The following is a 21,494-nucleotide window of genomic DNA, read 5'->3' on the forward strand; positions in this document are numbered from 1 at the left end:
CGCAGACCCGCCTGAATTCCCCCATCAAGGCCACCGTGCAGCACATGCGCCATGCCACTACGCTTGTGCAATGCATGGGCCGCCTTGGCCGCCGAGGCAAAAGGGTCGCAGAGCGTACCAGATCAAACCCCAGCCGCTAGGCAGACCGGCGAGCGCCATCGCCACCCATGGGTCGCGAAACCGCGGCCGGCGGAAACCGTTTCGTCATTGATCACGAGCAGGTTGCCGTGGTCTTGATGGCGGATGTCGAAGTAGTCCCCGAACGAGAAGCCGTGGTGGCTTGTCAGCCAGCCACCGTAGTTCGAGCGTCCGCGCTCGGTGCGGGACGAATCTGGATCATCTGCAACTCCTGCGAGGGATAGTACCGGTCGCTGCCTGCCGCGTTGCACATCGGGCTTGCCGGGTCAGGGAAAACGTTGTGCCGCCGGCCCGGACTCGATGGATGAACTGTACAGCTGCCCCAGGAGAGCTCAAATAGCCGTTTTATTCATAATATATTTCTAAATCAGAAATAATTAGATCGACCGGGAGCGGACAGGGGAAAGTCAGGCCCGGTGACCAGGCCGAACAGTTGCTGCACATAGCCGTCGACGATGCCGAGCCGGTCGAGCTGGTCCACCAGCTGTTCGAGGTAGTCGCGATTCGTGCCATGGCTGCCCTGGGCACGGCGGATGATGGCGGCCTCTTGCGCCAGGCTCAGCCCGCCCGCATGGCTGGCATGGCCGGGATTCGAGACCAGCGTCAGCGCCAGCAGCTCGCCCTGCGGGGTTGAGAGCGGCAGCAGCCTGGGCTGGTAGCCGCCGACGATCATCTCGCGGCGCCAGAACAGGCGCGACTCCTGCTCGGCGATGCTGGCATCGATACGGAACGCCAGTCCCTCGCAGTGACCCGGCTGCGCCTCGAGCGACAGCACCAGGCCGGCTTGCTCGGCATTGCCGCGGCCGATCGTCGTCAGGTAGCTGAAGCGGCGCTGGTAGGCCGACAACCTGGCCCGGCGCAGCTCGGTGAAATGCAGGGCCGGGTCCCACATCAGCGAGCCGTAGGCGAAGATCCAGAGGTCCTGCCGGCGGTCCAGGCCAGACAGCAAGGCGCGGCGCGAGGCCTCCAACCACTCGTCGGAGCAGCGCCAGCGCGTACCAAGCCCGAGCGCCAGGGCCTGCTCGTCCCAGCTGGCCAGCACCTCGTCGGTGGCACGCAGGCGCGAGGCCTCGGCCGGGACGATCTTGCCGCACAGCTCCGGCAGATGCCTGAAGGCAAAAGCGTTCATGGCTGGCTGCTGGACTGCAGGCCTTCGGCGCGCTCGAACCGGACCGGCCCGACATGGGCCGGCGGCTGCAAGGGCGTCTGATGCGAGGGGGTCATGCCAGCTCCTGGATGGATCGAGGCTCAAGCATAAGACCTCTGGCCGTTCTGGAGCTGTTGCGGGCCGGCCCGACCGGCGACCCGCAACAGCAGCGACGACTCAGGAGCCGCTGTGCGCCGGCAACTGGCCGCTGCGGACGGCTTCGGCCAGCTCGGCCTTGACCTGGTCGCGGGTCTTGCCCTGGACAACCGGCTTGGCCGGGTACTGGTGCGGGAACAGCTCGTTGAGCTTCTGGCCGCTCTCGCCGTAGCTGATGTCGCCAGTGCGGATGGCTTCGGCCAGTTCGGCCTTGACCTGCTCGCGGGTCTTGGGCGCGGAAGCGTCGCTGGCGAGGGCAGAGCCGGCGGAGAAGGCCGTCAGGGTCAGGGCGAGGATGGAAGCGTAGGTGCGGTTCATGACAAGAGTCCTTTCAAGATCAACAAGCAAGCGGGCATGCGGAGCGGGCGATCGGCTGATCGGGTCCACAGCCCGGTCGATGAGGCGGCGGATGCAGTCTTCACATCGATGGCATCAACTGTAAAATTTCCATGGGAATAGATAAATAACCGTTTCGTTATCTATACGTTCCAAATAAAGAAATAATCAAGGACTTGAGTCCGATACCGGAGACCAGATGGACCGCTTGCTGTCGATGCGCGTATTCGAGCGCGTGGTGGATGAGGGCGGCTTCGCAGCCGCAGCCCGGGCCATGGACATGTCGGCCCCGGTGGTGACCCGGCTGGTGGCGGACCTGGAGGAGCACCTGGGCACGCGCCTGCTGCAGCGCACGACCCGGCGCCTGTCGCTGACCGAAGCCGGGCAGGGCTACCTGAGCCGGGTACGCAACATCCTGCAGGACATCGACGAAGCCCATGCCGTGACCAGTTCGCACACCACCGAACTGGCCGGGCTGCTGCGCCTGCACACCCCGCCGGTGCTGGCCAGCTATGTGATCGCCCCGCTGCTGGCGGAGTTTCGCCGCCGCTACCCCAAGATCATGATCGAGATCGAGGTCCAGTCGATCAAGGAGCCGCCGATCGAGGACTTCGACATCACCTTGCTGGGCGCGGACGACAGCTTCGATGCCGACATCGTGGCGCGCAAGGTGATGGAGTCCGAAGCCATCCTGGTGGCCTCACCCGACTATCTGAAGCGGCGCGGCGTGCCGGCACAGCCGCAGGATCTGGCGGCGCACGAATGCCTGCGGCTCAAGCAGCCCAATGGCCGGGCCCGGATCTGGCGCATGTGGCAGCCGCATCAGTCGGCGCAAGTGGTGGAAATGGCGATCGAGCCGGTGCTGCAGGCCAACCACACCGACACACTGCTGCGCGCGGCGCTCGACGGTGCCGGCATCACCTCGGTCGCAGTGGATCTGGTGGCCCCCTACCTGACCCGGGGCGAACTGGTGCGGGTGCTGTCGCCCTGGATCACAGGCCGGCTGGCGATGTATGCGGCGCTGCCGAGCCGCAAGTTCATCCCGCAGCGGACCCGGGTCTTCCTCGATTTCCTGCTGCAGGAAACCCGCCAGCAAGCCAGCCAGGCACTCGAGGCCTGCAGCAACTGCAGTAGTAGCTGACCCCAGGCCGGCTCAATCAGCGCACAGCCGCTGGCTGAACGCCTCGGGCATGGGGCTGGGCTTGCGGCTGACCATGTCGACACAGACCAGGCCGATCTTGCCCAGGGCCACCTCGCGCCCGGACTGCGCCGCGCTGACGCGGAACAGCAGGTCGAAGCCCTTGGGGTTGAGGTCGGCCGGCGTCATCTCGATGCGCAGCACTTCGCCGGGCTGGCCCTCGGAGCGGTACTGCACCGCCTGGTCGGCGACGAAGAAGGCATGGCCCGCGACATCGAGCACGCTGTAGCCGAGCCAGGTAAAGAAGCGGGTGCGGGCGACCGACACCAGCGCCAGCAGCTGGACATTGTCGAGGTGGCCGCCCTCGTTGATCTGGCCGGGCTCGATCGGCATTTCGGTGGCAAAGGCGTAGTGGGCGGCGGGCTGGAACTGGAGGCGTGGCATGGTCGGACGGTGAATAGACAACTGGGATCGGAACGCTACGGTATCACTTCGGCCCGGCGCCCTGCGACGGCACCGACAAGGATTACAGTAGACCGGCCTGGGATGGCCGGCGGTCGTCCCTCTAACCTAACGTCACCGGAGACCCATCACATGAAACTGATCACTGCACTGATCACCACCCTGCCCCTGGCGCTCGGCGCCACCGCCCTGCAGGCCCAGACCGTCACGCTCAAGGTCTCGCATTACCTGGGCTCGAACCACAACTTCCACAGCCAGGTGCTCGAACCCTGGTGCGCCGAGCTCGACAAGGACTCGGGCGGCAAGCTCAAGTGCCAGATCTACCCGGCGCTGCAGCTCGGTGGCACCGTGGGTCAGCTGCCCGACCAGGTCAAGAACGGCGTGGCCGACATCGCCTGGGTCTCGCCGAGCTTCTCGACCGGTCGCTTCCCGCGCTCCGAGGCGCTCGAACTGCCGTTCACGCTGCCGCGCAGCAGCCTGGGCGGCTCGCTGGCGATGTGGGAGTTCACGCAGAAGCACGCGATGGAGGATTTCAAGGACTTCAAGGTGCTGTCGATCTGGAGCGGCTCAAGCGTGGTGATCAGCACCGCAAGCAAGCCGGTCATCGTGCCCGATGACATCAAGGGCCTGAAGCTGCGCAGCCCCTCGCGCTACCCGTCCCTGTTCCTGCAGGCGCTCGGCGGCGTGCCCGTGACGATGCCGCCGGCACAGATCACCGAAGGCATCTCCAAGGGCGTCATCGATGGCGCCATGGCGCCCTGGGAGGTGCTGCCGGCAGTCAAGGTCGACGAAGTGACCAAGTACCACATCGAGGGTCCGGCCAAGCAGCCCGGCTTCACCCAGACCCCGTTCGCGCTGCTGATGAACAAGAAGAAGTACGAGAGCCTGTCGCCCGAGTTCAAGGCCGTGCTCGACAAGCGCAGCGGCCTGCCGCTGCTCGAGCGCACCGCCAAGGTCTGGGACGACGGCAACGAGGCAGCGCGCAAGGCCATGCTGGCGCGCGGCAACAAGGTGCTGGTGATCAAGGAAGCCGACTACAAGGCAATGCAGAAGACGACGGCCCCGGTCGAGGCCGACTGGATCAAGCAGGCCACGGCCAAGGGCCTGGACGGCGCCAAGCTGGCCGCCGATGTGCATGCCATCGGCAACAAGTACCTGAACAAGTAAACGGGGCCGCCTGCGCTGCTTCAGCCGCGGTGGATCGTCAGCCCGGCGAAGGACTGCGCCACCGGCATCAGCTCGATCGTGTTGACGTTGACATGGGCGGGCCGGGTCGCGATCCAGTGCACGGTATCGGCGATGTCCTCGGCGCTCAACGCCTGGACATCCTGATAGACCTTGGCGGCTTTTTCGTCGTCGCCATGGAAGCGCACATTGGAGAACTCGGTGCCGCCGCACAGTCCCGGCTCGACATCGGTCACGCGCAAGGCGGTGCCGGCCAGGTCGGCGCGCAGATTGAGGCTGAACTGGCGCACGAAGGCCTTGGTCGCGCCATAGACGTTGCCACCGGCATAGGGCCAGCTGCCGGCCACCGAACCGAGGTTGAAGACATGGCCCCGGTTGCGCTCGACCATGCCGGGCAGCAAGGCGCGCGTGACCTGGACCAGGCCCGTGCAGTTGGTGTCGATCATGGTCTGCCAGTCGTCCAGGCTCGCGCGCTGCGCCGGTTCGAGCCCGAGCGCGAGACCGGCATTGTTGACCAGCACATCGACGGCAGCGAACTCGGGCGGCAGCGCGGCGGGCAAGGCCTCGACGGCGGCGCGGTCGCGCACATCGAGCTCGAGCGGCAGCAGCGCGTCGCCAAGCTCGGCCGCCAGTGCCTCAAGGCGATCCTGGCGCCTGGCGGTCGCGATCACGCGATGGCCGGCCTGTACGAACTTGCGGGCAATGGCCGCGCCGAAGCCGGCGGATGCGCCGGTGACGAATACGATCAAGGCGATCTCCTGTGGTGATGGGACAGCACCATTATCGACAGACCCGCCCGCAATGCGCCACCACTGGCGCTCAAGGCGCCTTGATGACGCCGCAGGCGACGCGCCGGCCGGAATTGCCCGCCGGCTGGGACTGGTAGTCGTCCGCATCGGCATGCACGATCACGCTGCGCCCGACGATGCCACGCGCACTGCCGTCGAGCTTGAGCCAGGTGACCTCGGCCCGGTAATAGGCCTGCCCGCTCGAGTCGGCGACCAGATTCGGCAGATCGCCGGCATGGCGCTTGGAATGGTGCATCTGATGGTGATGGCCATGCGGCATGCCGGCCGGATTGAAATGCCCCTTGGCGCCGCTGGCGTCGGCGGCCGAGCAGTCGCCGCCCTCGTGCACATGGAAACCATGCTCGCCGGGGGTCAGGCCGGTGACGTAGGCCTCGACCAGCAGCTTGTCGCCGACGGGCGTGAAGCTGACCTTGCCGCTGACCTGGCTGCCCGAACGGGGTTCGAGCATGGCCTTGGCCACCGGCTGCTGGCCCGGCAGCTGGGGCGTCAGCTGGGTCGGCAGATAGGAACAACCGGACAGCGCGGCCAAGGCCAAGGCAGCCGAAAGGAAAGCAGTTTTCTTATATTTCATAGTCAAGTTCTCCTTGTTCATGACGAATCAACCCAGTCAGTGCATCAGATAGAGCTGATTTTTACCATGACAATAGCAGCAAACAGCCGGGGCGAGTGGGCAAAGATTTTGTTCTGCAGCGCTTTTTTGCGGGCATGATCGGAATCCGTCTCGTTCAGCGGGACCGACCTGTCTAACATGAAATCCGTCAATCGTCAACTCTGGCAGCGCTTTCTCGACATCGCAGCGCCCTACTGGTGCTCGGAAGAGCGCTGGTCGGCCTGGGGCCGACTGGCCTTGCTGCTGCTGCTGCTGCTGGGCCAGACCGCCTTTGCGGTGCTGCTCAACGAGCAGACCGGCGAATTCACCTCGGCGCTGGCGGCGCGCGATGAACACCGTTTCTGGCAGGCGATCCTGCTCTGCCTGGGCCTGCTGGTCGGCGCCGTGCCGACCTACGCCTGCTACTACTGGGTGCGCGACACGCTGGGCAACCACTGGCGGCGCTGGCTGACGCAGCGCTTCTTGCTGCGCTATTTCGGCGACCGCCACTATTACTCGCTCAATGGCCTGGCGGCGCTCGACAACCCGGACCAGCGCATCGCCGAGGACATCAACACCTTCACCCAGCGCTCGCTGTTCTTCCTGCTGATCCTGATCGGCGCGACCATGCAGCTGACCGCCTTCAGCCAGGTGCTGTGGGGCATCTCGCACACCCTGGTCTATTTCCTGGTGGTGTACGCGATCAGCGGCACCGTGATCACGCTGCGCGTCTACGGCAAGCCCCTGACCGGGCTCAATTTCCGCCAGCTCAAGCGCGAGGCGGACTTGCGCTACAGCCTGGTGCGGGTGCGCGAGAAAGCCGAATCGATCGCGCTCTACCGCGGCGAACAACAGGAGTTGCAGCAGATCCGGCACCGCTTCGGCCTGGCCTACGACAACTTCCGACAGCTGATCCGGGGTCAGTTCTTCCTGAACCTGTTCCAGTATGGCTACAGCATGCTGACCCTCGTGCTGCCGAGCATGCTAATCGCCGAGCGCGTGCTGTCGGGCGAGCTCGAGGTCGGCATGGCGGTGCGCGCCGCCGGGGCCTTCACCGCCGTGTTGAGCGCGGTATCGGTCGTGATCGACAACTTCGAAAGCCTGAGCCGCTTTGCCGCCGGCATCGAGCGCCTCGATGTGTTCTCGCACCAGCTCGACGGCCCGGCCGCTGCGGGTGACAAGCGTGCCGCCGGCCGCATCGAATCGATCGAGGGCGCGCCCCAGCTCGCACTCGAGCGCGTCACCTTGCAGACCCCGGGCGCCGAGCGGGTGCTGGTGCGGGAACTGTCGCTGGCGGTGGAACCGGGCCAGGGCCTGATGGTGGTCGGCGCCAGCGGCTGCGGCAAGAGTTCGCTGTTGCGCGCCATCGTCGGCCTCTGGGACAGTGGCAGCGGCAAGATCCTGCGCCCCCATCCGGACGAGATCATGTTCCTGCCGCAACAGCCCTACATGCTGCTGGGCAGCTTGCGCAGCCAGCTGCTCTACCCCCGGCAGGAGCGCCAGGTCGGCGACCAGGAGCTGCTCGCCTTGCTCGAGCGCGTCAACCTGCCCGATCTGGCCGAGCGCTCGGGCGGCCTGGATGCCGAGCTCGACTGGGAAAAGACCCTGTCGATGGGCGAACAACAGCGGCTGGCCTTTGCCCGCCTGTTGCTGACTCAGCCGCGCTATGCGATTCTGGACGAGGCGACCAGCGCGCTCGACCTGGCCAACGAACGCTGGCTTTACCAGCAATTGATGGACGGCCAGACCACGCTGATCAGCGTCGGTCATCGTTCGACCTTGCTGACTTACCATAGCCAGGTGCTTGAGCTCGATGGCAACGGAGGCTGGCAGACCCATCTGGCCCAAGGCTACCGATTCGAGCATTGACCATCATGAATGCTTCTTTATTAACCTTTTTAATATATAAAAGAAATAGTTGTAGTAGTAGAGCCCCCCAGGTTTCCGTGGACAAGGGGTTTTTGCGCCATCGAATCAAATCGCTATCCAGTGGACAAGTCTGTGGATCGATGCGCAGATGGAGCGGGAACCACCAGGGGCAAGTTCACAACATCGATCCGGGCTGTGGATAAGCCTGCAATACCTTCAATCTTGTACACAGGGTTGTTAGCAAGCAGCTGGCTACTCTCGCCACGGTGTTCCAGGCACTCGAAGCGCGCTGGCGGCTGAGCGGCCGCCGCTGCCTGTTGCCGCAACAGACAGTCCTCGAGCAGGGCGTCCATGTCGCCCGGCTGCACCGTGGAAAAGCCGGTCATCTGGTACTGCTGGAAGTAGGCATTGCTCGAGAACATCAGCGGCCAGCTGGCGCAGCGCCGCTGTGTCAGCGGAAAGCGCGCCAGCAGTTCGACGTCGTAATGCCTGGGGTCCTGCCTGAGGTTGCGCCACAGGGCATCGAGTGCCGCCACAGGCCCCTCGAGATATTCCATGAAGCTGTGATCGAGGTAGATCAACTGTCCGGTGATTCCCTCGGCCTGATTGGCCAGCCGCGCCCGCTCCACGAGCAGGAACATGTGCAGCGGCCCGATGCGGTTGACAATCCGGGATCGGTACAACAGGCCTTCGATTGCTGTTGCCAAGGGCTGGAGTCCCATGGGCGCTCCTGTGAAAAAGCCCCGCAACCCAGTCAAGGGCGCGCGGGGCTGGTTGGCTTAAGCGAGCCGGACGATCAGGCGGCTTTCTTGGCCTTGACGTCGGTGACGGTAGCGGTGCTCGTCGCGCCGTGGGTCATGGTTTCGATGCTGGCAGCGGCCTGCTCGGAAGCCTGCTTGACAGCCTTCTGGACCGATTCGAACGCATTGCCGGCAGTGGCAACAGCGCTCTGGAGCGCGGCGACGGCCTGCTCGGTGCCCTTGGGGGCGTTCTTGACCGCGCTGTCAACGAAAGCGCTGATCTGCTTCTGGGCTTCGGCGGCGCGGACTTCGGCAGCCTTGGCGAATTCGCCACCGAAACCGGAAGCGATTTCATACAGTTCACGGCCGTAGGCGCTGGCCTTCTCGGCGGCAGCCTTGAGGTCGCTGTTCTGCAGCGCCATGATGCCTTGCACGTCCTTGACGCTGAACAGGGCTTCGGTCTGGGCGGCGCTGTCGGCCATGGTCGACTTGAGTGCCTTGAGGTTCAGATCGGTCAGGCGCTCGACGCCGGTGACAGCCTGGTTGGCCAGCGCGTAGAAAGCGGCAGCTTGGTCTTTCTGGGTCGAGACGATTTGTTCAACGGTCAGCATGGTAATCCTCCTGAATATGGATATGAACTCTGCCGCGACGCCGGTCTCAGGAGGCTCCCAAGACTTATATTGCACCGCAACATGGATTCCATTCTAGGAGTGGTCTCGGACTCGTGCAAGACTTTTTGTTGCGGTGCAACAAAAAAATTCAGGCTGCCTCGAGGATCTCGGGCAAGTCGTCTGGCAGGCGGTCCGGCAACGCGATGCGGTCGCGTCCAGCGTCCTTGGCGCGCTGGATGGCAAGCCCGGCGCACAGGCTCAACTCGTCCTCGTCCATGCCGTGCAGCGGATAGAGCGCAACGCCGACGCTGCTCGTCAACGCCAGCCGCTGGCCGCGCAGCGGCATCGGTTCGCGCAGCGCACGACGGATCTTGTCCGCCACTTCTAGCGCCTCGCGTTCGCAGCCGACAGCGGGCAGCAGCACCATGAACTGGTCACCGCCAGCGCGGCCGACCGTATCGGAGCGGCGCACGCAGGCGGCGATCCGGGCCGCCACTTCCAGCAGCACGAGGTCGCCGATGGCATGGCCCCAGCGTTCATTGAGTGACTTGAAATGGTCGAGCTCGACCTGCAGCCAGGCGGTTCGCTCGCCATGGCGCTCGGCCTGGAGCAAGGCCTGCCGCAGCCGATCCAGGCACAGGATGCGGCCGGGCAGCCCGGTCAGCGCGTCGAAATGCGCCCGCTGCAGCGCGTCCGGCCGCCGGTCTGCACCGAGTTCACGCGCGACGCCGAGCAGGCCGACCATGCGCCCGCCCGGGTCGAACAGGGGCGCGACCCTGGCCGCATGCCAGTGCCAGTCGCCCTCGGCATGACGGATCCGGTACTCGACTTCGCCCTGCAGGCGGCGGCTGGCCAGCGCGCGCTCGATGATCTGCTGGCAGGCCGGCAGGTCGTCGGAGTGCACCAGCCAGGCATGGCTCTGGCCGAGCAGGTGCTCCGGGTCCACGCCCAGCGCCTGGCGCCAGTTGGCCGACAGCTGCTGGATGCGGCCATCGAGGTCGAGCGCGAATACCAGCTCGCTGGCGCATTCGAGGTGGCGCAGCAGTCGTTGCTCGCTGCTGAACAGCGCCTGCTCGAGCCGGTCGCGCTCGCGGTTGGCAGCCTGTCTGGCGTTGTCAGACTGCTCGACGACGGCCTGCCAGCGCGTTTCGGCAGCCTGCCAGTCCTGTCGCAACGAGGCCAGGCTGGCCTGGTGCTGGCGCAAGGCCAGGTCGGCGCGCCGCTTCGCGAGCCAGAGCGCGACCAGAGCGGCAACCAGCATCACTCCGGTCACCGGAGCGGCCACTGACGGCTCGACCGAGCTGGCCCAGGCCGGCATCGGCAGGCCAGCCAGGCTGATGAGCCCGACCGTCAATGAGGGGGCAGCCGATGGAGCAGTCGCGCATTCTCTAGCAGACATAGCATTTGATGATAGGGATTCCAGCGCTGTTTCCTCATAGTAATTACCATTAGGATGATCTACCATGGGGCAGCCTTACTCAATACCGGACATCGAACCGATTTACCGCCATGACTTGCGAAACCATCTGGGAAAACAAAGGGGTGCTCAAGCGCCTGTCGGGTCATGTGTCGGCTGACGAATTCGTGCACTCGGTCGAGGCGATACAGGCCGATCCGCGTTTCGATGACATCCGCTATGTGATCAACGACTTCAGCCAGGTCAGCAGCCATGAACTCGACGCCGATCTGCTGCAGGAGCTCGCTGCGATCCAGTACGGCGCGCAGGCCAGCAATCCGCAGGTCAGGGCGGTCTATGTCGGGCTGGGGCGCGATCCGGTGCTGGCGCAGTTGCTGCGCTCAATCCTGATCGGCTCGCACCGCTCGGTCTACCAGGTGATGCTGTTCGAGACCTTGCCGCAAGCGCGCGACTGGCTGCAAGGCGAGATGCGGTCGGCCTGGCGCGGCGGTCTGCTCACCCGCTCCAGCGCCAGCTGAGTCCGGCGGGGCCGGCCCGCGAGCAGCGCTTAGACTAGCGCCATCATGAGCGCGATTGCCGTCATAGACTTTGAAACCAGCGGGCTGCTGCCCGAAGCCGGCGGCCGTGCGACCGAGGTCGCGATCGTGCTGGTCGAGCAGGGCCGGGTGATCGACCGTTTTGCCAGCCTGATGAATGCCGGGGTCTGGATTCCGCCCTTCATCACCGAGCTGACCGGCATCAGCAACGAGATGGTGCGCGCCGCGCCAGCCGCGGCACAGGTGATGGCGCAGGCGGCGCAATTCGTCGGCGACCGACCGCTGGTGGCGCACAACGCCTCCTTCGACCGCAAGTTCTGGCAGTCCGAGCTCGCGCGCGTCGGCCTGGTGGCGGCACAGCCCTTCGCCTGCACCGTGCTGCTGTCGCGCCGGCTCTACCCGGACGCGCCGAACCACAAGCTCGGCACCCTGGCCGAATTCCACGCCCTGCCGCGCAATGGCCGCGCGCACCGGGCCCTGTCCGATGCCGAGGTCACGGCCGAGCTGCTGCTGCGCATCCAGCGCGATCTGCGCCAGCGCCACGGCGTGGACGCACCCGATCATGATTTCCTGCAGGCCTTGCAGCAATGCTCCAAGGCCACCTTGCCGCGCTTCTGGCAACGCCAGGCCGGCGCCACCGCCTGATTTTCCCGCTCGACATGCATACCCCCAGCCAGACCCATACCCAGGACAAGACCCGTACCGACGACCTGCGCATCCGCGCCGTGCGCCCGCTGCTGACACCCGCGCTGCTGCAGGAATGGCTGCCGACGCCCGAGCCGGCGCAGGCGCTGGTCGAAGCCAGCCGGGCCGAGATCGCGCGCGTGCTGCACGGCCAGGACGACCGGCTGCTGGTGGTGGTCGGGCCCTGCTCGATCCACGACCACGAGCAGGCGCTCGACTACGCGCGCCGGCTAAAAGGACAGGCCGACGCGCTGCAACAGGATCTGCTGATCGTGATGCGGGTCTATTTCGAGAAGCCGCGCACCACGGTGGGCTGGAAGGGCTATATCAACGACCCGCACCTGGACGGCAGCTTCGCGATCAACGAAGGGCTGGAGCGCGCCCGCGCACTGCTGCTCGAGGTGCTGCAGATCGGCCTGCCGGTTGGCACCGAGTTCCTCGATCTGCTGTCGCCGCAGTTCATCAGCGACCTGGTCAGCTGGGGCGCGATCGGCGCGCGCACCACCGAAAGCCAGAGCCACCGCCAGCTCGCCAGCGGCCTGAGCTGCCCGATCGGCTTCAAGAACGGCACCGACGGCGGGGTCAAGGTCGCGGCCGACGCCATCGTCGCCGCGCAGTCCGAGCACGCCTTCATGGGCATGACCAAGATGGGGCTGGCGGCGATCTTCGAGACCCGCGGCAACCAGGACTGCCACCTGATCCTGCGCGGCGGCAAGCAGCCCAACTACTCGGCCGCCGATGTCGAGGCGGCCTGCGCCGTGCTGCGCGCTTCGGGCCTGCGCGAGCAGGTGATGGTCGACTGCTCGCATGCCAACAGCAGCAAGCAGCACCGGCGCCAGATCGAGGTCGGCGCCGACGTGGCAGGCCAGATCGCCGCTGGCGAGCGCCGCATCACCGGCCTCATGATCGAAAGCCATCTGCACGAGGGCCGGCAGGACATCGTGCCGGGCCAGCCGCTGCAGCCCGGGGTCTCGGTGACCGACGCCTGCATCAGCTTCGAGCAGACGCTGCCGTTGCTGCAGCAGCTCGCGCAGGCGGTGCGGACCCGGCGCACGCTGCCGGCCACCGAGCCTGACGCGGACTGAACTTGCCCCGAACCTATCGCTGGCAGACAATCCCAAGATACCCCCTACCCTTTCCCAGACAGGAGCTTGCCGCATGAAAACCGCCATGGATCTGGTCGCTGCCGCCAAGGCGCAGGTCGCCGAAATCCCCGTCGCTGACGCCGAGGCAGCCATCCGCGATGCCGATGTGCTGCTCGACGTGCGCGAGGCCGAGGAATTCGCTGCCGGCCATCTGCCCGGTGCCGTCCACGCCTCGCGCGGGCTGCTGGAGTTCAAGCTCAGCGGCTCGCCGCAGCTGGCCAGCCGCGACCTGAGCTTCGTGATCTATTGCAAGACCAGCGGTCGCGCCGCGCTGGCCGCTGTTGCGATGCGGGAGATGGGCTATCTGAATGTGAAGTCGATCGCCGGCGGCTTCGATGCCTGGGCCGCTGCCGGCAAGCCGGTACACAAGCCCGAGTTGCCGTCGTTTGACTGAAGCGCAAAGGGCGGAGGGAGCGCAAGCCCCATCCGCCCTTCATTGGCAAGGTGCCAGGCTGCGTCAGAACGGCTTGACCAGGCTCAAACGGAACAGATTGCCCTTGGGCTCGGGGCCGCTGCCGCCGTGCACGCTGAATTCCTTGTAGGCCGCGCCCTTGAGGAACAGGCCCGCTGAGGCGACCGGGTACACCAGCTCGGCGCCCAGCGCATGGCGCTCGGCCTTGCCCAGCTTGGCGCCAGCGCCCTTGTCGTCGCTCAGCTGCCACTGGCTGTAGCCCACCACGCCCAGCGAGTAGGCGCCGTAGTTCTTGCCCAGGCCCCACTCCAGCGACAGCTGGTCGCCCGGGCGCACGCCGTTGTCCTTCTTGCCGTTGTACTCGTAGCGGAACAGCGCCGAGCCGGAAATGGACTTCTGCTGGTCGAAGTAGTAGGTCAGGCCGCCGGTCAACATGGTGGACTGGTAGCCCTTGCCCGGCGAGGTCGGGTCACCCAGGGTGTTGGACGCGGTGTCCAGCCACATGCCGGCAGCCGCCACGGCATCCCATTGGGCGCCATGCCAGCCCAGCACCAGCGGACCGACATAGACATCGCCCACGCCGCTGTCGCTGGCGTCCAGCGGGCCGACCTTCACCGAGCTGCGCAGCACCGGGATGATGGTCTCGAAACCGTAGTCGGCACCGAACAACTTGGTGTCGGTGATGTGGACCAGGCGGTTGGCCAGCGCAGTGACCTGGCCGGAGCCGCCGATGCCATCCTTGGCATCCGGGGCCTGGAAGCCGTTGATGTCGTAGTTGACCAGATAGCCCAGGTAGTAGTTGCCGGCCGGCGGCACGCTGGAGCCCTGCAGCCCCTCGACGCCGGTCACGTAATGGCCTTCGGCCTGCACGGCTCCGCCTGCCAGCGTGGCCACCAGGGCCAGCGCTGCGCTCGTTGTGTTGAATTTCATAAGTCTCCTCTGCCCCCCCGCAGGGGGGACTCTCCAACGGAATCAGATGTTGATGCCGCTCTTGCCCGGCGCCAGGATGCCGTTCGGATCGAGCGCGCGCTTGATCTTGCGTTCGACCGAACGCTTGACCGGACCGTAGCTGTTGGCGACGCGTTCCTGGAACGCGGTGTTGACGCGGTAGACGGCGTAGCCTTCCTTCTCGAACTCGTCGAGCAGCTCGTTGAAGCAGGCGTTGGCGCGCTGGGTTTCCTCTTCGCTGCTGCGGTCGTACAGCACGTCGATCACGTGGTGCATGTCGCGCCAGCCGACGATGAACTCGCCGACATAGTCCAGGCCATGCTTGTTCAGGATCTTCTTGGCCAGCGCGTACTGCTTGTCGCACTCGCTGCCGCGGGCCTGGCTGACCGGGGCGAACCACATCGAGCCACCGCCGCCACGCCAGTTGTAGAGGCCGAACTCCTGCAGGTTAGGCACGCCCGACATCAGCTGCGCGCGGTACTTGAACGGCTGGGTGTCGCCGGCCTCTTCCTGCGTGACGATGCGGCCCTTGCCGGCGCGCTTGATGGTCTCGGTGACGATCTTCCAGTTGACCTCGACCTGCTCGGGCGAACCGTACAGCGCGCAGTAGACGTTCCAGGCGCCCAGATGCTTGTCCTTGCGGATCTGCGCCAGCACGGAGTCCGGCGTGGCGCCCGGCTCGGTGATGTAGTCGGAGCGGCGCACGCCGCAGGTGGCGGCTTCCCACAAGGTGCCGGCGATCACCACCGCGTTCGGAATGATGTTGGCGATGCGCAGCGGGCGCAGCATCTCGACGATCTCGTTGATGTCGGCTTCGTTGTCGAACTTGATCTCGAACGGTTTGAACACCGGCGGCTTGGGCATCAGCCAGAAGCCCATCTTGGTGCAGATGCCGTAGTTGGACTGGGTGAACATGCCGTCCAGGGTCGGGCCGTAACCCCACTTGAACACCTGCCAGGCCTTGTCGCCCTTGACGCCGCCCATGCCGGTACGCAGCACGTCGCCGTTGGCCAACACCACTTCCATGCCGCACTGCATCAGGAAATGCTCGCCGTACGGGGTGTAGCCGACGCCGCGGTCCATCGTGTTGCCGACCGGGCCGGCAATCGCCGACGGCGCCGAGAACGACAGCATCAGCGGCAGCTTGTTCTCCTCGATGTAGTCGTAGAGCATCTGGTAGGTCACGCCAGGCTCGACCAGAGCCGTGCAGAGCTCGGGGTCGATGTGGATGATCTTGTTCATCTTCTTCAGATCGAGCACGATCTGGCCGCGCTCGACCGGCGCCGCCGAGCCGTAGCCGAAGTTGCGACCGGTCGAGATGGTCCAGACCGGGATCTTGTACTCGTTGCAGATCTTGACCACGGCCTGCACCTGCTCGACGCTGGTCGCGGTGACGACGGCCGACGGCTGGTGCCGCGCATCGGGCACCGACATCATGACCTTGGTGTAAGGGCGCAGATGATCGGCCGAGGTCAGCACCTGATCGGCGCCGAGGGCAGCCTGGAACTTCTTGATCGCCGCATCAAAGCGGTTCTCGCTCACGCCCTTGGGCAGGGCCTGGTATTTGCTTTTCATGGAATCTTGCTCCTGTTCAGATCACGCAGCGCAATGCCACATAGGCGTTGCCGTTCTCTTGCCCGCGGCCGGCAGTGGCCGCACCGGCCACCAGGGCCTGGCCCAGCGCGCCAGCCCGTTGCTGACCGGTGCTGTCCCGGCCGATCCGGTGCGGCTCGGCCGACAGCACGCGGCCACCGGCCGAGCGCACCAGGTCCAGCACCAGGATGGCGGCGGCATCGTCGAGCAGTCCGACCAGCAGGGTCGGGGTGTCGTCGTTCAGCAGCGCGTTGAGCTGCTGATAGGTCGAAGCCTCCAGGCCTTGCAGCGGCGGGGTGACCAGGCTGCTCGCCGGCTGGGCCGTGGCCTGGCGCACGCCGGCCAGGAAGGCGGCGTCGAGCGCGCTGCCGCTGACCAGCGGGGTCACGCGGGTCGCTGCATCGGCCACGCCGGCATCAGCCAGCGGTGCTGCAGCGCTGGTGCTCGCCTGCGCCCAGGGCATGGCGGCCAGCAGGCCGGCCGCAGCCAGGCCTTTCAGGACAAAACGTCGGTCATTGCTCATGACGGCTCTCCTTACGGGTTCTTGACCGGGGTGCTGGCCAGGTAATCGGCCAGCTGCTGCAGCGTCGCGTCGTCGATGTCGGTGACGCGGAAGGCCGGCATGGCACGGTTGCCGTTGCGCGCGATGCTGACATAGGTGATCGCGGGCAGACCGCGGCCCGTGATGACGGGGCCGATGCCCGCCTCATGGCATTTGGCGCAGATCTTCTGGTAGAACTGCTGGCCCGCGTTGACGGACTGTGCCGTGGCCGGCTGGACTGAAGCCAGTGCCAGCAGGGCCAGGCCTAGGGTTGAAGTCATCTTGTTGATCAATTGCTTCTCCTCTGTGATGTAGTGGCTCGGAATCGACCCGATCAGAACGGGTAGTGACGCGGCTGGTTCTGGATCGTGATCCAGCGCAGCTCGGTGAAGGAGTCAATGCCAGCCTGGCCGCCGAACTTGCCGTAGCCAGAAGACTTGACGCCGCCGAACGGCATCTGGGCCTCGTCATGCACGGTCGGGCCGTTGACATGGCAGATGCCGGACTCGATGCGGCCCGCAACTTGCCAGGCGCGCGAGACATCGCGGCCGAACACGGCGGCAGCCAGACCGAACTCGTTGTCGTTGGCGCAGGCCACGGCCTCCTCGACGCCATTGACGCGCACGATGGCCTTGACCGGCGCGAACGACTCCTCGCGGTAGATTTCCATCGCGGGCGTGACATGGTCGAGCAGCGTGGCCGGCATCAGCGTGCTGTCGGCCTTGCCGCCGCACAGCAGCTTGGCACCCTTGGCCAGCGCGTCGTCGATCAAGGCATTGCAGCGTGTGACCGTAGCCTGGTCGACCACCGAACCCAGCACCACCGGACCCTGGCGCGGATCGCCGAGCGGCAGGCTTTGCGCGCGTGCCGTCAGCTTGGCGACGAACTCGTCGGCCACGGCCTGGTCGACGATCAGGCGCTCGGTCGACATGCAGATCTGGCCCGAGTTGGCGAAGGCGCCGAAGGTCGCGGCGGCGACCGCAGCGTCGATGTCGGCATCATCGAGCACCACGAAGGGTGCCTTGCCGCCGAGTTCGAGCACGGCCGGCTTGAGGTACTTGGCGCAGGTCTGGGCGATCAGCCGGCCGACCTTGGTCGAGCCGGTGAAGTTGACCCGGCGCAGCGCCGGGTGCGCCACGATGGCCTCGACCACCGCGCCGGCATCGGCCGGGGCATTGGTGACGAAGTTGACCACGCCGGGCGGCAGGCCGGCTTCCTGCAGCGCCTCGATGATCAGGCCGTGGGTGGCCGGGCACAGCTCGGAGCCTTTCAGGATCACGGTGTTGCCGCAGGCCAGCGGGGTCGAGATGGCGCGCACGCCCAGGATCACCGGCGCGTTCCAGGGCGCGATGCCCAGCACCACGCCAGCCGGCTGGCGCACAGCCATGGCAACGTTGCCCGGCACATTCGACGGAATCACCTGGCCGCTGATCTGGGTTGTCAGGGCTGCGGCTTCCAGCAACATGTCGGCCGCCAGATGGACATTGAAGCCGGCCCAGATGCCGGAGGCGCCGGTCTCGGTCGCCATCGCGGCGACGAAGGCATCGGCCTTGGCTGCCAGCGACTGCGAGGCCTTCATCAGCAGGCCGCGGCGTTCGCCCGGACCCATGGCGGCCCAGGCCGGGAAGGCCTGGGCCGCCGCCTCGACGGCGGCCTGGGCATCGGCGACCGTCGCGGCCGGGGCCCGCGTGGCCACGCTGTGGTCGAGCGGATTGCGGCGTTCGAAGGTCACGCCGTTCGATGCAGCCCGCTGCTGGCCACCGATCAGCATCTGGATTTCGTTCATTTCGTTCGTCCCGGAAAAATCTGAAGAGGACCGAATGGTAGGAAGGCAGGGCCGAACCGGCTTGTCCTGGAGTGCACAAAAGTCTTGACTGACAGCGCAAGGCCGCTAGGGAATGCACCGGCTTGCCGCTGCGCCGGGTCCGGCGGATAATGAAAAAATGATGACCGGCTCCATCCTTTCCACCGATGAGCTCCCGTCGAACGAACGGGCCCAGGCTTGGCGCGACTGGATGTCGACGCTGTTCTTCGGGCTGGAGTCCGACCTGTACGGCGCCGAGGTATTCGACGGCCATCTGAGCAATGCGCGCGCTGGCGACGTGCTGATGACCCGGCTCGATGCCAACCGCCACCGCGTGATCCGCAGCCCCGGACTGGCGCGTGCCAGCGAGGCCAGCTACCTCAAGATCATCGCGCCCTGGGAAGGCAATGCCGCCGTCGAGCAGCATGGCCGCCAGGCCTGGGTCAGGCCCGGTGGCTGGGCCATCTACGACACCACCGGCAGCTACGAAGTCGCCAACCCCGAGCGTTCGCAGCACCTGATCGTGATGCTGCCCAAGGAGCAGCTGATCGAGCGCGGCCTGCGGCTCGACCCGCTGATGGGCCGGCATGTGGGCGGGGCCAGCGGCATCTCACGGGTGGCGCTCGAGGCCATGCGCCATACCTACCAGGAGCTGCCGAGCATGACGCCCGAGGCCGCGCGCGGTGCTGGCGACCTGATCCTGGAAATGGTGCGGCTGTCGCTGCAGGAGCTGGCAGGCCGGGGCAATGGCGCGACCCAGCGCGAGGCGTTCAAGGACCGGATTCGCGACTACATCGGCCAGCATTTGCGCGACCCGGCGCTGTCGATCGACCGGATTGCCGAGGTGCTCAGGTGCAGCAAGCGCCATCTGCACCAGGCTTTTTCCGACGAGGAAGTCACGCTGGCCCAGTTCATCCTGCAGCGCCGGCTGCAGGCCTGCATGCGCGACCTGCGCAATCCCCAGTACCAGCCGCGCACGATCACCGACATCGCGTTTTCCTGGGGTTTCAACAACGGCGCCCATTTCAGCCGCGTGTTCCGCGAGCATGCCGGGCTGTCGCCGAGCGATTTTCGCGCCGCCTCGCTGGCAGCGGGTTTGCTGCCGCACTGAGAGCCGTCAGCCGCTGGCGCGCGCGCAACGCCCAGGCTACCCCAGACTGGCGCGCGACCGCCGGCTAACGCGCCGCGCAGCCGCGGCAGACCGCCAGCGCCAGCCGGTGCAGCGCCTGCCAGGGGTCGGCCGGCCAGTCGGCGTCCTTGAGTCCCTTGACGATGCCGTCGACCTTGTGCGCGTCCTGCAGCCACTGCGCAAGCTGGGCCGGACCCAGGCGCGGCAGCACGCGCTCGAAGCGCTTTTCCTTCGCGCCCCAGACCCGCTGCTCACGCAGCACCATCGGCAGCGGCCGGCCGTCGGCGACCGCGCGCTTGACGCGGTTCAGGGCCCGGATATCGTCGGCCAGCGCCCAGTGCACCAGCACGGCGGCCTCGCCCTCGGCCTGCAGGCCGTCGAGCATGCGCTGCACCCGCGCCGGCTGGCCGTCGAGCACGGCCTCGGCCAGTTTGAACGGGTCGTAGCGCGCGACATTGAGCACCGCGCTCTCGACCTGCTCGAAGTTGAGCTCGCCCTGCGGGTAAAGCAGCGCCAGCTTCTGGATCTCCTGGTGCGCGGCCAGCAGGTTGCCCTCGACCCGGTCGGCCATGAAGGCCAGGATGCGCTGGCCCGGCTCGCCCGCGGCGACGCGCTGGCCCTGCTGCTGCAGGCGCTGCGCGATCCAGCCCGGAAGCTGGGCCCGCTCGACCGGATCGATCCGCACCGTCACGCCATGGGCGTCGAGGGCGCCGAACCAGGCGCTTTTCTGGGTCGCGGCATCGAGCCGCGGCAGCAGCACCAGCGTCAGCATGCTGTCGTTGCCGGCCGCCCCGGCGGCGATCTGCTGTAGCGCGACCGAACCCTCCTTGCCCGGCTTGCCGGACGGGATGCGGATCTCGACCAGCTGCTTGTCGGCGAACAGGCTCAGAGAGCCGCCGGCGGCCATCACCGCGCTCCAGTCGAAATGCGCGCCGGCGACGGTGAAGACGCTGCGCTCGCTGTGACCCTGGGCGCGTGCAGCAGCGCGGATCGCGTCGGCCGCCTCCTGCTGCAGCAGCGGATCGTCACCGTGCAGGGTGTAGAGGGTTTTCAGCCCGCGCTGCAGCTGCGCGGGTAATTGGAGGGCGGGGACTTGCATGGTGTGCGTTTGATTGTAGAGTGGCCTGTCACCCGGAGGAAAACCGCATGGACAGCTCAACCTGCATCAGCCTGATCGGCGCGCCGACCGACATCGGCGCCAGCGTGCGCGGCGCCTCGATGGGGCCGGAGGCGATGCGGGTCGCCGGCCTGCAAGCGGCGCTCGAACAGCGCGGGCTGCGGGTGCTTGACCAGGGCAACCTGGCCGGGCCGGCCAACCCCGACCTGCCGGCGCAAGGCGGCTACCGTCATCTGGCCCAGGTGATCGCCTGGAACCAGCGCGTGCACGAGGCGGTGCTGGCCGAGCTGCGGCAGGACCGGCTGCCGCTGCTGCTGGGCGGCGACCATTGCCTGGCGATCGGCTCCATCAGCGCGGTCGCGCTTCACTGCCGCGAGCGCGGCCGGCGCCTGCGCGTGCTCTGGCTCGATGCCCATGCCGACTTCAATACCCGCGAGCTGACGCCGAGCGGAAATATGCACGGCATGCCGGTGGCTTGCCTGTGCGGCCTCGGACCGCCCGGATTGACCCGGCTGGGCGGCGGCGATGCGCCGGCGCTGCAGCCCGGGCAGCTGCGCCAGCTTGGCATCCGCAGCGTCGACCCGGGTGAGAAGCGGCTGGTGCATGAACAGGGCCTGGAGGTCTACGACATGCGCTACATCGACGAACACGGCATGCGCCACGCGATGGAACAGGCCCTGCTCGGTGTCGATGCCGACACCCACCTGCATCTCAGCCTGGACCTGGACTTCCTGGACCCGGAGATCGCGCCCGGCGTCGGCACCCCGGTGCGCGGCGGACCGAACTACCGCGAGGCCCAGCTCTGCATGGAGATGATCGCCGACAGCGGCCGGCTGGCCAGCCTGGACCTGATGGAGCTCAACCCGGCGCTCGATCTGCGCAACCGCAGCGCGCGGCTGGCGGTCGACCTGATCGAGAGCCTGTTCGGCAAGAGCACGCTGATGCGACCACGCGCGCGGGCCGAAGCCGGCGGGAACTGAGCGCTCGC

Annotated in this window: 23 protein-coding genes; 9 read left to right on the forward strand and 14 right to left on the reverse strand. The window is 66.6% G+C overall.

Going from position 1 to position 21,494, the window contains the following annotated elements:
* Positions 1-505 precede the first annotated feature (505 nt).
* A complete protein-coding gene (locus tag C6P61_RS03995; protein ID WP_105728633.1) occupies positions 506-1,267 on the reverse strand; it encodes a gamma-glutamylcyclotransferase in 762 nt (253 codons plus the stop codon).
* Between the two features lie 195 nt (positions 1,268-1,462).
* Positions 1,463-1,759 carry a DUF4148 domain-containing protein gene (locus C6P61_RS04000; protein WP_105728634.1) on the reverse strand — a complete coding sequence of 99 codons (297 nt, stop codon included), beginning with the start codon at positions 1,757-1,759 and terminating at the stop codon, positions 1,463-1,465.
* Positions 1,760-1,976: 217 nt separating this feature from the next.
* Here C6P61_RS04000 and C6P61_RS04005 point away from each other — a divergent pair, with 217 nt between their 5' ends.
* Positions 1,977-2,918, forward strand: a complete 942-nt coding sequence (locus C6P61_RS04005) for a LysR family transcriptional regulator (RefSeq protein WP_105728635.1) — start codon at positions 1,977-1,979, stop codon at positions 2,916-2,918.
* A gap of 12 nt (positions 2,919-2,930) precedes the next feature.
* Here C6P61_RS04005 and C6P61_RS04010 read toward each other — a convergent pair whose 3' ends face one another.
* On the reverse strand, positions 2,931-3,359 hold the full coding sequence (locus C6P61_RS04010; protein WP_105728636.1) for an acyl-CoA thioesterase: 429 nt from the start codon (positions 3,357-3,359) through the stop codon (positions 2,931-2,933).
* Positions 3,360-3,509: 150 nt separating this feature from the next.
* Here C6P61_RS04010 and C6P61_RS04015 point away from each other — a divergent pair, with 150 nt between their 5' ends.
* The gene (locus C6P61_RS04015) at positions 3,510-4,544 is read left to right on the forward strand and encodes a TRAP transporter substrate-binding protein (RefSeq protein ID WP_170067318.1); all 1,035 of its coding nucleotides are present in this window, start codon (positions 3,510-3,512) and stop codon (positions 4,542-4,544) included.
* 20 nt (positions 4,545-4,564) lie between these two features.
* Here C6P61_RS04015 and ydfG read toward each other — a convergent pair whose 3' ends face one another.
* Positions 4,565-5,311 carry a bifunctional NADP-dependent 3-hydroxy acid dehydrogenase/3-hydroxypropionate dehydrogenase YdfG gene (gene ydfG / locus C6P61_RS04020; RefSeq protein WP_105728638.1) on the reverse strand — a complete coding sequence of 249 codons (747 nt, stop codon included), beginning with the start codon at positions 5,309-5,311 and terminating at the stop codon, positions 4,565-4,567.
* 70 nt (positions 5,312-5,381) lie between these two features.
* A complete protein-coding gene (locus C6P61_RS04025) occupies positions 5,382-5,942 on the reverse strand; it encodes a superoxide dismutase family protein (RefSeq protein ID WP_244908767.1) in 561 nt (186 codons plus the stop codon).
* Positions 5,943-6,119: 177 nt separating this feature from the next.
* Between C6P61_RS04025 and C6P61_RS04030 the strand changes: the two genes are divergently transcribed.
* Entirely contained in the window at positions 6,120-7,829 is a 1,710-nt protein-coding gene (locus tag C6P61_RS04030; protein WP_105728639.1) for an ABC transporter ATP-binding protein/permease, read from the forward strand.
* A gap of 113 nt (positions 7,830-7,942) precedes the next feature.
* Here the strand turns inward: C6P61_RS04030 and C6P61_RS04035 are convergent, their stop codons facing one another.
* From C6P61_RS04035 to C6P61_RS04045, 3 genes are all read right to left on the reverse strand, one after another.
* Positions 7,943-8,551 (reverse strand): BLUF domain-containing protein, encoded by a 609-nt coding sequence (locus C6P61_RS04035; protein ID WP_105728640.1) that lies wholly within the window; start codon positions 8,549-8,551, stop codon positions 7,943-7,945.
* Positions 8,552-8,625: 74 nt separating this feature from the next.
* Entirely contained in the window at positions 8,626-9,180 is a 555-nt protein-coding gene (phaP, locus tag C6P61_RS04040) for a TIGR01841 family phasin (protein WP_105728641.1), read from the reverse strand.
* Between the two features lie 148 nt (positions 9,181-9,328).
* Positions 9,329-10,579, reverse strand: a complete 1,251-nt coding sequence (locus C6P61_RS04045; RefSeq protein WP_170067319.1) for a diguanylate cyclase domain-containing protein — start codon at positions 10,577-10,579, stop codon at positions 9,329-9,331.
* 110 nt (positions 10,580-10,689) lie between these two features.
* On the opposite strand from C6P61_RS04045, the gene C6P61_RS04050 reads away from it, so the two are divergent.
* The 4 genes from C6P61_RS04050 to C6P61_RS04065 all read left to right on the forward strand — a co-directional run bounded on the left by C6P61_RS04050 (position 10,690) and on the right by C6P61_RS04065 (position 13,356).
* On the forward strand, positions 10,690-11,115 hold the full coding sequence (locus tag C6P61_RS04050) for a hypothetical protein (protein WP_105728643.1): 426 nt from the start codon (positions 10,690-10,692) through the stop codon (positions 11,113-11,115).
* Between the two features lie 45 nt (positions 11,116-11,160).
* A complete protein-coding gene (locus C6P61_RS04055; RefSeq protein ID WP_211296920.1) occupies positions 11,161-11,778 on the forward strand; it encodes a 3'-5' exonuclease in 618 nt (205 codons plus the stop codon).
* 14 nt (positions 11,779-11,792) lie between these two features.
* Positions 11,793-12,902, forward strand: a complete 1,110-nt coding sequence (locus C6P61_RS04060) for a 3-deoxy-7-phosphoheptulonate synthase (RefSeq protein WP_105728697.1) — start codon at positions 11,793-11,795, stop codon at positions 12,900-12,902.
* A 73-nt stretch (positions 12,903-12,975) separates the two neighbouring features.
* Positions 12,976-13,356: a rhodanese-like domain-containing protein gene (locus tag C6P61_RS04065; protein ID WP_105728645.1), complete on the forward strand. Its 381-nt coding sequence runs from the start codon at positions 12,976-12,978 to the stop codon at positions 13,354-13,356.
* Positions 13,357-13,419: 63 nt separating this feature from the next.
* Here the strand turns inward: C6P61_RS04065 and C6P61_RS04070 are convergent, their stop codons facing one another.
* Genes C6P61_RS04070 through C6P61_RS04090 form a run of 5 tightly spaced genes read right to left on the reverse strand, consistent with a single transcriptional unit; the run spans position 13,420 to position 18,242 of the window.
* Positions 13,420-14,304 (reverse strand): SphA family protein, encoded by an 885-nt coding sequence (locus C6P61_RS04070; protein ID WP_105728646.1) that lies wholly within the window; start codon positions 14,302-14,304, stop codon positions 13,420-13,422.
* Positions 14,305-14,346: 42 nt separating this feature from the next.
* Positions 14,347-15,897 (reverse strand): FAD-binding oxidoreductase, encoded by a 1,551-nt coding sequence (locus C6P61_RS04075; RefSeq protein ID WP_105728647.1) that lies wholly within the window; start codon positions 15,895-15,897, stop codon positions 14,347-14,349.
* A 16-nt stretch (positions 15,898-15,913) separates the two neighbouring features.
* Positions 15,914-16,438, reverse strand: a complete 525-nt coding sequence (locus tag C6P61_RS04080; protein ID WP_105728648.1) for a hypothetical protein — start codon at positions 16,436-16,438, stop codon at positions 15,914-15,916.
* An 11-nt stretch (positions 16,439-16,449) separates the two neighbouring features.
* On the reverse strand, positions 16,450-16,737 hold the full coding sequence (locus C6P61_RS04085; RefSeq protein ID WP_105728698.1) for a c-type cytochrome: 288 nt from the start codon (positions 16,735-16,737) through the stop codon (positions 16,450-16,452).
* Between the two features lie 53 nt (positions 16,738-16,790).
* Positions 16,791-18,242, reverse strand: coding sequence for an aldehyde dehydrogenase (locus tag C6P61_RS04090; protein WP_105728649.1), 1,452 nt, complete (start codon positions 18,240-18,242; stop codon positions 16,791-16,793).
* Between the two features lie 157 nt (positions 18,243-18,399).
* On the opposite strand from C6P61_RS04090, the gene C6P61_RS04095 reads away from it, so the two are divergent.
* Complete coding sequence (locus tag C6P61_RS04095; RefSeq protein ID WP_419889356.1) at positions 18,400-19,371, forward strand: AraC-like ligand-binding domain-containing protein; 972 nt, start codon at positions 18,400-18,402, stop codon at positions 19,369-19,371.
* Between the two features lie 64 nt (positions 19,372-19,435).
* Here C6P61_RS04095 and holA read toward each other — a convergent pair whose 3' ends face one another.
* Complete coding sequence (gene holA, locus C6P61_RS04100; protein ID WP_105728650.1) at positions 19,436-20,488, reverse strand: DNA polymerase III subunit delta; 1,053 nt, start codon at positions 20,486-20,488, stop codon at positions 19,436-19,438.
* Positions 20,489-20,535: 47 nt separating this feature from the next.
* Here holA and rocF point away from each other — a divergent pair, with 47 nt between their 5' ends.
* Positions 20,536-21,486 carry an arginase gene (gene rocF, locus C6P61_RS04105; protein ID WP_105728651.1) on the forward strand — a complete coding sequence of 317 codons (951 nt, stop codon included), beginning with the start codon at positions 20,536-20,538 and terminating at the stop codon, positions 21,484-21,486.
* Positions 21,487-21,494: the final 8 nt, after the last annotated feature.

It is taken from the genome of Malikia spinosa (assembly GCF_002980625.1).
GTDB lineage: Bacteria > Pseudomonadota > Gammaproteobacteria > Burkholderiales > Burkholderiaceae_C > Malikia > Malikia spinosa.